Source organism: Ruegeria sp. O6 (genome assembly GCF_056535045.1).
Map to the genome: position 1 here is coordinate 91,598 of NZ_JBQERM010000001.1, position 12,245 is coordinate 103,842.

At 58.8% G+C, this 12,245-nt stretch carries 13 protein-coding genes; 9 read left to right on the forward strand and 4 right to left on the reverse strand.

The features are described 5' to 3' along the window. Positions 1–184 precede the first annotated feature (184 nt). The 3 genes from ACR0DY_RS00470 to ACR0DY_RS00480 are packed head-to-tail and all read left to right on the forward strand — an operon-like array spanning position 185 to position 3,190. The gene (locus ACR0DY_RS00470; RefSeq protein WP_480545495.1) at positions 185–1,651 is read left to right on the forward strand and encodes a leucyl aminopeptidase; all 1,467 of its coding nucleotides are present in this window, start codon (positions 185–187) and stop codon (positions 1,649–1,651) included. Between the two features lie 4 nt (positions 1,652–1,655). Continuing rightward, entirely contained in the window at positions 1,656–2,114 is a 459-nt protein-coding gene (locus ACR0DY_RS00475) for a DNA polymerase III subunit chi (RefSeq protein ID WP_480493034.1), read from the forward strand. A 29-nt stretch (positions 2,115–2,143) separates the two neighbouring features. Then, positions 2,144–3,190: an aldo/keto reductase gene (locus ACR0DY_RS00480; protein ID WP_480545497.1), complete on the forward strand. Its 1,047-nt coding sequence runs from the start codon at positions 2,144–2,146 to the stop codon at positions 3,188–3,190. A 67-nt stretch (positions 3,191–3,257) separates the two neighbouring features. Here the strand turns inward: ACR0DY_RS00480 and ACR0DY_RS00485 are convergent, their stop codons facing one another. Then, positions 3,258–4,244 (reverse strand): GlxA family transcriptional regulator, encoded by a 987-nt coding sequence (locus tag ACR0DY_RS00485; protein WP_480485408.1) that lies wholly within the window; start codon positions 4,242–4,244, stop codon positions 3,258–3,260. Between the two features lie 133 nt (positions 4,245–4,377). On the opposite strand from ACR0DY_RS00485, the gene bcoG reads away from it, so the two are divergent. From bcoG to ACR0DY_RS00500, 3 genes are all read left to right on the forward strand, one after another. Further along, on the forward strand, positions 4,378–5,292 hold the full coding sequence (gene bcoG / locus ACR0DY_RS00490) for a 3-dehydrocarnitine:acetyl-CoA trimethylamine transferase BcoG (protein WP_209503708.1): 915 nt from the start codon (positions 4,378–4,380) through the stop codon (positions 5,290–5,292). An 84-nt stretch (positions 5,293–5,376) separates the two neighbouring features. Continuing rightward, positions 5,377–6,843, forward strand: a complete 1,467-nt coding sequence (locus ACR0DY_RS00495) for a carnitine 3-dehydrogenase (RefSeq protein ID WP_480897792.1) — start codon at positions 5,377–5,379, stop codon at positions 6,841–6,843. Beyond that, complete coding sequence (locus tag ACR0DY_RS00500; protein WP_480485410.1) at positions 6,840–7,598, forward strand: SDR family oxidoreductase; 759 nt, start codon at positions 6,840–6,842, stop codon at positions 7,596–7,598. The genes ACR0DY_RS00495 and ACR0DY_RS00500 overlap by 4 nt, the downstream gene beginning before the upstream one ends. A 1-nt stretch (position 7,599) precedes the next feature. Here ACR0DY_RS00500 and ACR0DY_RS00505 read toward each other — a convergent pair whose 3' ends face one another. Then, a complete protein-coding gene (locus tag ACR0DY_RS00505) occupies positions 7,600–7,782 on the reverse strand; it encodes a hypothetical protein (RefSeq protein WP_267366128.1) in 183 nt (60 codons plus the stop codon). 79 nt (positions 7,783–7,861) lie between these two features. Further along, positions 7,862–8,731 carry a helix-turn-helix domain-containing protein gene (locus ACR0DY_RS00510; protein WP_480485412.1) on the reverse strand — a complete coding sequence of 290 codons (870 nt, stop codon included), beginning with the start codon at positions 8,729–8,731 and terminating at the stop codon, positions 7,862–7,864. Between the two features lie 105 nt (positions 8,732–8,836). On the opposite strand from ACR0DY_RS00510, the gene ACR0DY_RS00515 reads away from it, so the two are divergent. Genes ACR0DY_RS00515 through ACR0DY_RS00525 form a run of 3 tightly spaced genes read left to right on the forward strand, consistent with a single transcriptional unit; the run spans position 8,837 to position 10,859 of the window. Further along, positions 8,837–9,040 carry a DUF2061 domain-containing protein gene (locus ACR0DY_RS00515; RefSeq protein WP_267366130.1) on the forward strand — a complete coding sequence of 68 codons (204 nt, stop codon included), beginning with the start codon at positions 8,837–8,839 and terminating at the stop codon, positions 9,038–9,040. Continuing rightward, on the forward strand, positions 9,033–9,935 hold the full coding sequence (locus tag ACR0DY_RS00520) for a fatty acid desaturase (protein WP_480545499.1): 903 nt from the start codon (positions 9,033–9,035) through the stop codon (positions 9,933–9,935). Before ACR0DY_RS00515 ends, ACR0DY_RS00520 begins: the two co-directional genes overlap by 8 nt. Positions 9,936–9,956: 21 nt before the next feature. Continuing rightward, positions 9,957–10,859, forward strand: a complete 903-nt coding sequence (locus tag ACR0DY_RS00525) for an EamA family transporter (RefSeq protein WP_480545501.1) — start codon at positions 9,957–9,959, stop codon at positions 10,857–10,859. Here the strand turns inward: ACR0DY_RS00525 and ACR0DY_RS00530 are convergent. Further along, complete coding sequence (locus ACR0DY_RS00530; protein WP_480897671.1) at positions 10,856–12,202, reverse strand: DEAD/DEAH box helicase; 1,347 nt, start codon at positions 12,200–12,202, stop codon at positions 10,856–10,858. The two genes, ACR0DY_RS00525 and ACR0DY_RS00530, sit on opposite strands and share 4 nt — an antisense overlap. Positions 12,203–12,245 lie beyond the last annotated feature (43 nt).

Here is a 12,245-nt window from a genome sequence, read left to right on the forward strand (position 1 = left end):
TCGCGCCTGCGCAATGCTGTGCGCGACGGCGTATGCCTGCCCTCTCGTACCACGTCTTTCTCCCCCGAGCCTGCCGGTCATTTTTTCGGGACCTTAATGCAATTGAAAGGCGGGGAAAACTGCTATCTGGTCAATGCGTGCCCCGCGGGCTAGGTCTTGGGGAACAGAATTCGAGGAGTGTACAATGAGCAGTCTGATACCGATCCGTTTTCAGGAATTTGACCTGGAGGCTATGGCGCAGGCCGGAGGGCGCGTCGCCATCATCATTCCGGACGACGGTAAGATGGGCCCGGCAGCCCGCAGAGCCAACCGTCTGACGAAGGGCGGGTTGGCGCGGCTTGTTGAAAGCGAGAGTTTCAGAAAGTCGAAGACAGGGGACGTCATCTCGATGGCATGGCCCACAGGAATGGCGGCAGAGGCGCTGGATGTTCTGGTTCTGCCACGTCGCCCTGAGGTCGGCGAAGCCCGCAAGGCAGGTGCAGCCCTTGCCAAACTGGCGGGCGGAAAGGACATGCTGGTGATGGTTGGCAATCACGCGCGCGTCGAGGATCTGGCACTGGGGATTGTTCTGCGCAGCTATGAATTCGACGCGCATAAAACCAAGGAAAGCCAGAATGCTGGCACAGTGACAATCAGCCACTCAAAGCCTGCTGAGGCCGAGGCAGAATTCGCACCTCTCTATGCAATTGCTGACGGGGTTCGGATGACGCGCGATCTGACCAATGAACCGGCAAATGTTTTGACCACCACCGAATTCGCGGACCGCCTGGTTGAGATGCAGGGGCTGGGTCTTGAGGTCGAAGTACTGGACGAAGACAAGCTGGCCGAGCTGGGAATGCGCACGTTGCTAAGCGTCGGGCAGGGCTCGGACAGCCCTTCGAAAGTGGTGGTGATGCAGTGGAATGGCGGGGCCAAGGATGACGCGCCTTTGGCACTGGTCGGAAAGGGCGTGGTGTTCGACACGGGTGGTATTTCGCTCAAACCCGCTGCTGGCATGGAAGAGATGACCATGGACATGGGCGGCGCCGGCGTTGTTGCGGGCACCATGCGCGCGCTGGCCAAGCGCAAGGCAAAAGCCAATGTCGTGGCGCTGGTTGGTCTGGTCGAGAATATGCCATCAGGTAACGCCACCCGTCCGGGTGATGTGGTCAGGTCTATGAAAGGTGATACGGTCGAGATCATCAACACCGACGCCGAGGGCCGTCTGGTTCTGTGTGACGTGATGTGGTACGCGCAGGAACGGTTCAAGCCGGTCGGCATGATCGACTTGGCAACTTTGACCGGTGCGATCATTATCGGGTTGGGCCATGAGAATGCTGGTGTCTTTTCGAACAATGACACATTCTGCGATGCCTTTCTGAAATCAGCCAAGGCCGAGGATGAAGGCGCCTGGCGGATGCCATTGGGCGATGCCTATGACAAATTGCTGAAATCGCGCATTGCCGACATGAAAAACGTGGGCGGTCGTCCCGCGGGTTCAGTCACCGCCGCGCAATTCCTGCAGCGTTTCGTGAAAGAGGAAACGCCGTGGATTCACCTGGATATTGCGGGGGTCGCCTCGGTTGCCGACGAGACATCTTATGCGCCCAAAGGCGCCACCGGCTGGGGCGTACGCGCACTGAGCCGGTTTGTGCAGGACAATTTCGAGTAGGCATATGGGCGCTGTCTATTTCTACCACCTGACCCGCCAGCCGCTGGAGCACACCTTGCCTGCGCTGCTGGACAAGGCGCGGCAAGCCGGGTGGCGGATAGCCGTGCGGGGTACTGACCCTGCACGGATGGACTGGCTGGATGAAAAACTTTGGCTGGGACCCGAGGACGGGTTCGTGCCCCATGGTCGCGCAGGCGGTCCGCATGACGCGGACCAGCCGATCCTGCTGACCACCAGCGCCGTGGCGGGAAATGGCGCGACCTGCATCATGGCCGTGGATGGAGCGCCGGTCGAGGCGGAAGAAGTCGCCGCGCTGGAACGGGTTTGTATCCTGTTCGATGGCAATGACGACATGGCTGTACAACACGCGCGCGGGCAGTGGAAAGCGCTGACGGATGCCGGATGTTCCGCACAATACTGGTCGGAGGAGTCCGGGCGGTGGGAGAAAAAGGCCGAAGCCTGACCGGCCCGCAATTTTCAGGAGATACGACGATGCAGAAGAAGCCTTTGGGCCGTACCGGAATTATGGTGAGCGATCTGTGCCTTGGCACGATGACATTTGGCTCTCAAACATCTGAAACGGATGCGCACCGGCAGATGGATATGGCGCTGGACGCGGGGATCAACTTTGTCGACGCGGCCGAAATGTACCCGGTGAACCCTGTCGCGAAGGAAACGATCGGGCGCACCGAAGAGATTTTGGGAAACTGGAATGCCGCCAATCCTACCCGCCGGGGTGATTATGTTCTGGCGACCAAGCATTCCGGCGCGGGGCTGTCCTTTGTCCGTGATGGTGCGCCGATCACCGCCCGCACCATACCCGAAGCGATTGAGGGGTCTTTGCGACGATTGCAGACCGGGTACATCGACCTCTACCAGTTCCACTGGCCCAATCGGGGCAGCTATATGTTTCGGCAGAATTGGGATTATGCGCCGTCTGGCGAATACACAGACGAAGTGCTGAGCAACATGCAGGAATGCCTTGAGGCACTGCAGGCTCAGGTGGACAAGGGCAATATCCGTGCCTTTGGCCTGTCGAATGAAAGTGCTTGGGGAACCGCGCAATGGCTGCGGCTGGCCGAACAGATGGGGGCGCCGCGTGTGGCATCTGTGCAGAACGAATATTCATTGCTGTGCCGCCATTTCGACACCGACCTGGGTGAGTTGAGTGTGCATGAAGATGTTGGGCTGATGGCGTTTTCCCCTTTGGCAGCAGGATTTTTGACCGGGAAGTATCAAAATGACTGCGTCCCCGACGGATCGCGTATGTCCTTTGTGCCCGAGATGGGAGGCCGGAAATCCGGTCGTGTTTTCGAGGCGGTTGCAGCTTATCTGGACATCGCCGCGCGGCATGGTCTGGATCCGGTGCATATGGCACTGGCGTGGTGCCGGACGCGCCCGTTCATGATGTCGTCAATCTTCGGGGCCACGACCGTTGCACAGCTGGATCATATTCTGGCGGGCGTGGATCTTGAATTACCCAAGGATGTGTTGGCCGAGATCAGCAGGGCGCATCGGGCGCACCCGATGCCGTTTTAGGGGCTCTGCCCCCGTCGCCTTTGGCGACGCCCCCGGGATATTTTTGGCCAGATGAAGGTGGATCCGGTCAGTGATGGGTGGGATGCGCGCGTTCGTGTCTCAGGTCGCGGGCCGATTGACCGTGGGCGGTGCGGAAAGCGCGGGCAAAGCTGGATTGTGAGGCAAAGCCGGTGGCGAGCGCCACATCCATCAATGGCATATCAGTGTCGGTGACCAGACGACGGGCCTCGGCCAGGCGCAGTTGCAGATAGTGGTCCTGCGGCGTCGTGTTCAGGCGCAGGCGGAATTGTTGTTGCAGCGTCCGCGGGCTGGTGCCTAGGCGATCTGCGATATAGGCCAGCGGCAGGGGATCATCCAGTGACGCCTGCATCATTGAGTTGGCCTTTGCGGTCAGTGCTGTGTGGCGATGTGGCGCGCCTGTGCGGCTTTGCGGTTTTCCAGGGTCCGGAGCGCCATCGTAAAGGAACAGGCCCGCAACACGCGCGGCGAAACTCGCGCCGTGACGGGCGGCGATGATGTGCAGCATCATCTCGACAGCCGGAATTGCGCCACCCGAAGTCAGGCGGTTGCCCGAAACGGTGAAGCGGTCGGTGCGCACATCAACTTCGGGAAACCGGGTGGCGAAATTTTCGAGGTCTTCCCAATGGGTTGTTGCCAGGTGGCCGTCCAGTAGCCCGGCTTCGGCCAGAAGCCAGGGACCGCCATCAATGCCTGCCATCGTTGCGCCGGTGCCGGCGATGCGGCGCAGACCAGCCAGAAGGCTGGGGGTGGCGTGGCGGGCCAGTTGGAACCCGGCGACCACGATCATCAGGTCGCAGGATTGCAGCCGGGCCAGTGGAATACCGGGCACTTGCAACGCACTTGTCAGCATTGCGGGTTCTGGCGTCGCGGTCACATAGTCCCAATCAAAGGCCGGGCGGTCTGCCAGACGGTTCGCGGCCCGCATCGGATCCACCGCAGAGGCAAAGCTGAGCGTGTTGCATTCGTCCAGCACAAGCACCGCTGTTTTCAGGGCGCGGTGTTCCGGTTGCAGTATGTTTTTTGCGGATTTCATCAAGTTTGATTCGCATATTGCCAAGTGGGTTTTCCAAAGCTGCGCCAGAGTCGGGTCAGAACGCAAATCGGAATCCGGGGAAAAGCCTGGGGAAAACCCTTGGCACAAGCCGGTATAAGCTGGGGAAAACACCATGCCTTTGGAAATGAACCGCGAAGTCTTTATCACCTGTGCCGTAACCGGCTCGGGTGGAACGCAGGACCGCAGCCCGCATGTGCCGCGGTCACCACAGCAGATCGCCGACAGCGCAATCGCTGCAGCCAAGGCCGGGGCGGCAGTGGTTCACTGCCACGTGCGCGACCCCGAGACCGGTGCGCCAAGCCGCAGGCTGGATTTGTACCGTGAGGTGACAGACCGCATCCGTGACGCTGATGTGGACGCTGTTTTGAATCTGACCGCAGGGATGGGTGGCGATATCGTATTCGGCGGTGTTGAAAACCCGTTTCCTGTGGCCGAGGGCACCGACATGGTTGGCGCTTCGGAACGCGTGGCGCATATTGCCGAATGCTTGCCCGAAATATGCACCTTGGACTGCGGCACAATGAACTTTGCCGAGGCCGATTATGTTATGACGAATACGCCCGGTGCATTGCGCGCCATGGGCAAGATGATGACTGATCTGGGTGTGAAGCCCGAAATCGAAGCCTTTGACACCGGCCACCTGTGGTTTGCAAAGCAACTGGTGAAGGAAGGGATTCTGGCACCAAACGCTTTGGTCCAGCTGTGCATGGGGGTACCGTGGGGTGCGCCGGATGATCTGAATACCTTTATGGCGATGGTAAACAACGTGCCGGATGACTGGACCTTCAGCGCGTTTTCACTGGGACGGAACGAGATGCCGTTTGTCGCGGCTTCGGTTCTCGCGGGCGGCAATGTGCGCGTGGGGCTTGAGGACAACCTTTGGCTGGACAAGGGCGTAATGGCCGAGAACTGGCAACTGGTGGAACGTGCGGGATCCATCATCGAGAATATGGGCGCGCGCGTGATCGGCCCTGACGAAGTCCGTGCGAAGCTGGGGCTGACCAAGCAGGCACCTGTTGCAAAATAATGGACACGCGGGTTTTGGGGGCCAGCCCCCAAGCCCCCGGAATATTTCTAAAAAGATGAAACATGCGCAGCCAGTAGGTGGGAAATCATGAAAACGGCAGCAATTATTGGGGGCGGAGTTATCGGTGGTGGATGGGCCGCGCGGTTCCTGCTCAATGGCTGGGATGTGCGGGTGTTTGACCCTGACCCCGAGGCGGAACGCAAGATTGGCGAGGTGCTGGACAACGCAAGACGGTCCTTGCCGGGGCTGAGTGACGTTCCGTTGCCAGCCGAGGGTGTGCTGAGCTTTCACAGCGACATGGCCGAAGCGGTTAAGGGTGCGCGTTGGATACAGGAGAGTGTGCCGGAACGTCTGGATTTGAAACTGAAGGTTTACAAAGGCTTGCAGGAGGCTTGCGATCCGGGCGCGGTCATCGGATCCTCGACCAGTGGGTTCAAGCCGTCCGAACTTCAGGACGGAGCGCTGCGCCCCGAGCAGATCGTGGTGACTCACCCCTTCAACCCGGTTTACCTGCTGCCTTTGATCGAGCTTGTACCAACGGACAAGAACCCGGCCGAGATGATCAAACAGGCCCAGGACCTGTTGAAATCGCTTGGGTTTTTCCCGCTACACGTCAAGAAAGAGATCGATGCGCATATTGCCGACCGGTTCCTGGAAGCTGTCTGGCGCGAGGCGCTTTGGCTGGTCAAGGATGGCATTGCGACGACCGAAGAGATTGACGAGGCCATCCGTATGGGTTTCGGCATCCGCTGGGCGCAGATGGGTCTGTTCGAAACCTACCGCGTGGCCGGTGGCGAGGCGGGGATGCGGCATTTCATGGCGCAGTTCGGACCTGCCTTGAAATGGCCGTGGACCAAGCTGATGGATGTTCCCGAGTTCACTGACGAACTGGTCGATTTGATCGCCAGTCAATCTGACGCACAATCCGGGATGCATTCGATCCGAGAGCTGGAGCGTATTCGCGACAACAATCTTGTTGGCATGATGCGGGCCCTCAAGGCGCAGAATTACGGCGCGGGTGCGGTGCTGAACCAACATGATGCACGGTTGAAACCCGGAGCGCTGCCGACGCTGGATCAAGCGGATCTGAGCCAGCCCATCCTGACCCTGTCGCGGGCTGTTCCCCTGGACTGGACGGATTACAACGGCCACATGAACGAAGCGAAATATCTGGAGGCCTTTGCCGCCGCCACCGATCGGTTCATGGAAATCATCGGATGCGATGCGGATTACATCGCCTCGGGTGGCAGCTATTTCACGGCGGAGAACCACATTCGCTATGTGGATGAAGCTCATGCCAGTGCAAAAATCGACGTGCGCACGCAGATGCTGTTGGGGCAAGGCAAGAAACTGCACGTGTTCCACAGCATGTACGAGGGCGACAAGCTGCTGGCCACGGGTGAAAGTTTTCTGCTGCATGTCAGCCTGGAAACCCGCCGCCCCAGCGCGCCATCTGCTGAAATCGAAGCGGCTATGGCGCGGGTTGCAGAGGCTCAGGCCGGATTGCCTTATCCCGAGGGCGCAGGCGCAGCGATCAGGAAGCCTTCATGACGCGCCGGGTTCTGGTGACGGCTGGCGCGTCAGGCGTCGGCCGGGCCATGGCCGAGGCGTTTGACGCGGTTGGCTATGACGTCCGGGTTACTGATATCGATCAGGCGGCGTTGGATACTTTGCCCGAACATTGGACCGGGCACCGAGCCGATGTTGCGGACGAGGCTGACATGCGCGCGGTATTTGACGCCGTCCGTTCGACAGGCGGGTTGGATGTGCTCTGCGCCAATGCCGGTATTGCCGGCCCGACAAATGACATTGAGAATATTGATCTGGACGCGTGGCGTTCTTGTGTCGCGGTCAATCTGGACGGTGCTTTTCTGGCGGCAAAATATGCAGCGCCGCTGATGAAAACGGCGCGGGCGGGCAGCATCATTCTGACCTCGTCGACAGCTGGGCAGTATGGCTACCCGTTCCGGGCGCCCTATGCGTCGGCAAAATGGGCGGTCATCGGGTTGATGAAAACACTGGCGATGGAGCTGGGGCCCTATGGCATCCGTGCCAATGCCATTTGTCCGGGCGCAGTTGAAGGCCCTCGGATGGAGGGCGTCCTGACCCGCGAGGCCGCAGCCAAGGGCATGACCCGTGATGAGGTCTATCGGGGCTATGCCTCGGGCACCTCAATGGGGCGCTTCGTCGAAGCGCAGGATGTCGCCAATATGGCAGTCTTCCTTGCCTCAGATGCGGCACGTCTGGTTTCAGGTCAGGTGATTGCGGTGGATGGCCACACGGTCAACCCGGACCCGAAATTGTAACTCAGCCCTGGTTTGGACCACGGATCTGGCGGATGGTCTGACGGACTGCCTGCCAGTCCTGGGCTTCTTGCCGGTTTCCGGCAGCTTCGCAGTCGCGCATTTTTTGCGCGGCTTCGGCCTCGGCTTGGTCTCCATGGGCGGCAAAAAGTGCACGTGCGTATTGAGCGGTTTGAATTGCATCCATTCCTGTGCTCCTCCGTCTGTGTTCGGAATGCCTTATGGTTCGCGCCACAGTAGAATAGCACAGGTTGGATGGCGCTGCATCACCAGTCGCGGGAAACCGCCGTTCTGAGGCGACGCAGATGGTTTGGAAAGTCCCGGGCGGCCACGTCGGCCTCGCGTACCAGTGTGTCGAAATGGCGTGAGAATGTCTCGATCCGATCCCGGTCGCGGAAGGCCATATAGTGACTTCCTGCGTAAAATACACAAAGCAGCGGGCCGAAAATCGTCACGGGTGCGGAATAAAGCCGTTTTGCGTCAAACAGATAGATACGCATCCGCGGATAGAGCTGTTCGCACAGCGCCAACAGGTGATCGATCTGTTCCAGCCGAACCTCGGGGCTGAGACCCTGATAATACCCAGTGGCGCTTGCAAAGCTTTCGATTTCGAACAACGGCATGGCGATCTCATAGTCTGACTGGGCGCTGCGCATCCATGCCAGACGATCCGCCGACGCGCCGATGGCTTGGTCAGCGGTCCGGCCCAGATGCGGGGCGTATTCCCATTCCAGTATCGAACGCGTCTTGAGCATGTCGGGCAGGGTGGCCGGGACATAGCGGATTTTGTACCCGGCGGCCTCCTGATGCCACTCGAAGATACGTTCATCGACAAGGGCGCGTGGGGCCTCGGTAAAGGTCAGCGAGTTAGCCAGAAGCTCAGCCGCGCTTTCCGGCCTGTCAGATAGGCTCAGCAACCAGTCGGCCGAAACGCCGAGCGCCGCTGCACATCCGCCAACAACATGTGCGTTGGGCAACCGCGCGCCATGATCTGTCAGCAATTGGGAAACGGTCGAGCGGTCAACGCCAATATTGCGCGCAAGGGCACTTTGGCTGACATGACGCTCTTCCATCGCGCGGGCGAGGCGGAGACGAAATTGCGCGGCACGGTCGCGCTTGTCGATATTTTCCTGCATGACATGATTTTTATCACAATTGATGAGTTTTGTTAATCATATTCAGAATTTTCAATGCCGGGGTCCGGATGTAACGCTTTGAGTAAGAAAAAAACGGGGTTCGGAATGGAAACGCGGCGAAGATCAGTCGTGAAAGCGATCGTTTGGAATGCGATGGGGTTGGCGATCATGACAATGGTGGGCCTGTTGGCAACAGGCTCGGCCGCTGTAGGAGGGGCGCTGGCGCTGGTGAACACGGCCATCGGCCTGACGATGTACGTGATTTACGAAAGAATTTGGGCAAACATTTCGTGGGGCCGAAATGGCTGACCCTACGACACCCAAATCGCCCGAATGGGGCACGTTTTTCCTGATCGTCTTGTGTTATGCTGCGTGGCTTGCCGGTCTGTTCTGGATGGCAAACACATCCTTGTGGTTGGCTATCCCTGCTCTGGGTGTTGTTGCGGCTTTGCATTCGTCACTGACGCATGAGGCCCTGCACGGGCACCCTTTTCGTGCCAAATGGCTGAATGAGGCGTTGATGGCACTGCCGTTGACATTGGCCATTCCGTATAACCGCTTTCGGGACCTGCATCTGGCGCATCATCAGGATGCCACCTTGACGGACCCCTATGACGACCCGGAATCGAATTATCTGGATCCGCATATCTGGTCGGGATTGCCCCGGCTTGCGCAGAGGATCCTGAGCCTGAACAACACGCTGTTGGGGCGGATGGTGCTGGGACCCGTCCTTGGTCAGGTTCTGTTTATGCGGGACGAATGGCGCGGATTTATGCGCGGGGACAGGGCGATCCTGCTGGCATGGGCTGTGCATCTGCCCGGCGCGGTAGTGGTGCTGTGGGTTGTTGCGCAATCGGCCATGCCGGTTTGGGCCTATCTGATCGCGGCCTATCTGGGGTTGTCGCTTTTGAAGATCCGTACGTTTCTGGAACATCGTGCACATGAAAAATCCCGCGCCCGCACGGTAATCATCGAAGATCGCGGGCCTTTGGCTTTCCTGTTTCTGAACAATAACCTGCACGTCGTTCATCATATGAATCCGACTGCACCATGGTATCGCCTGCCAACGTTGTACAGGGACGGAAAGGACAGGTATTTGGCTTGCAATGAGGCTTATGTTTACCGGTCCTATGCACAGATTTTCCGGCAGTATTTCTTTCGCGCAAAAGACCCTGTGCCACATCCGCTCTGGCCAAAGTCTTGATTTGACGACACAACGGGTGGCATGAGTCTCTGGATCCCTGTCACAATTGCTGCCGCCAGTTTCCAGACTGTGCGTTTCATGCTGCAAAAGTCGCTGGCCAGCGTGAAATTGTCCGCCGCAGGTGCCACTTTTGCGCGGTTTGCCTATTCCATGCCTTTGGCTGTTATCGGGCTATGTGCTGCGTTGCAAATAACTGGGGCGAGTATGCCCCGGCTCAGCAGTTTGTTCTGGCTTTACGCGGTCATCGGCGGGACAGCGCAAATCCTTGCCACGATCTGCGTGGTGGCGCTGTTCAAACAACGCAATTTTGCCGTTGGAATTACCTTCAAGAAAACCGAAGTGATCCAGACTGCGATAGTTGGCTTCCTGATCCTGGGGGACAGTGTTTCGCGCGGCGCGTTGATCGCGATCCTGTTGGGGTTGATGGCTGTGCTTTTGTTGTCAAAAACACCCGGTGGGGACGGCCCCTGGTGGCGCCATCTGACCAATCGGGCCTCGCAATTGGGGCTTGGATCAGGTGTTTTGTTTGCGTTTTCTGCTGTCAGCTATCGTGGGGCGTCGCTGCAACTGGGCGATATCGATGCGTGGTTCCGGGCGCTGGTAACGTTGGCCGCAGTGGTGACATTCCAGTTTACCGGCATGGGGATATGGCTGCTGTGGCGCGACCGGGCCGAACTGCACGCAGTCTGGCAAACGCGAAAGACCGGGGTATTTGTCGGCCTGACCAGCCTCGGTGGCTCGTTTTGCTGGTTCTGGGCCTTCACCTTGCAGAATGCGGCTTATGTCAAAGCGTTGGGGCAGGTAGAGCTGATCTTTAGCCTGATGGCGTCGATCCTGTTCTTCCGAGAAACAATCACCCGGCGCGAAATCGCCGGGATGATGTTGCTTGGGTTTTCGATTTTAGCACTTGTGCTAGCAATCTAGCTGGCGCGACGTTCGTCGAAGCTGAGCGCGATGAAACTGGGTAGGTGATCTCCCATGCCCACGACGGCCGGGCCGGTGTCTTCCTTGCGTCCACGACTGCGCCCCTTAGGCTCGCGAACTTTTTTGCCCTCTTTCGGGCTCTCGGGGGCTTTGGCCTTTTTCTCAGGTTTTGGCTGTTCGGGTCTAGGGTCTTCCTGGACCGGGTTGTCTAAGCGCGGGATGTCTTTCTGGATCAGCTTTTCGATCGCAACCAGTGCTTTTTCGTCGCGTCCCGAACAGATTGTGATGGCCTTGCCTTCACGCCCGGCGCGACCGGTGCGGCCAATGCGGTGCACATAATCCTCGGGGTGGCCGGGGACGTCGAAATTGAACACATGGCTGACGGCTGGCACATCCAGGCCACGCGCAGCCACGTCTGAGGCGACCAGCAGGCGCAATGATCCCTCACGGAAACCGTCCAGTGTTTTCATCCGCTGCGACTGGTCCAGATCGCCATGGATGGCGGCCGCGTTGTAGCCGTGTTTTTTCAGGGATTTTGTGCAGATATCCACGTCAGTCTTGCGGTTGCAGAAGATGATCGCATTTGTGCATTTGTCGCCTTCAGCATCGATCAGCGCACGCAGAACCTTGCGTTTGTTGCTGGCTTCGCGGTCCCGACGGCCGCCTTTGAACATGACCACGCCCTGTTCGATGGTCTCGGATGCGGTCGCCTGACGGGCAACTTCGACCCGGGCAGGGGCCGACAGGAACGTGTCGGTTATCCGCTCGATCTCGGATGCCATGGTGGCTGAGAAGAACAGGGTCTGACGGGTGAAAGGTGTTAGTGAGAAGATGCGTTCGATATCGGGGATGAACCCCATGTCGAGCATACGGTCCGCTTCATCCACCACCATGATCTGCACGCCGGTCAGCAACAGCTTGCCGCGCTCGAAATGATCCAGCAGACGGCCCGGCGTGGCGATCAGAACGTCGACGCCACGGTCAATCAGGGCTTCTTGCTCTTTGAAGCTGACACCACCGATCAACAGCGCTTTGGTCAGTTTCAGGTGTTTGGTATAGGTGTCGAAATTCTCGGCCACCTGAGCGGCCAGTTCCCGCGTCGGGCACAAAACCAACGAACGTGGCATACGGGCACGCGCCCGGCCACGGGCCAGCAGTGTGATCATTGGCAGCGTAAAGCTGGCGGTTTTACCCGTGCCTGTCTGAGCTATGCCCAAAACATCGCGTCCTTCCAATGCGGGCGGAATCGCACCTGCCTGGATCGGAGTTGGGGTTTCGTATCCGGCTTCCTCAATGGCTTTGAGGACCTTCGGGTTCAGGTTCAGTTCGTTAAACTTTGTCATGTAAGTCCGGTTGAATGCGGACACTTGACCTGGCCCGCGCGTA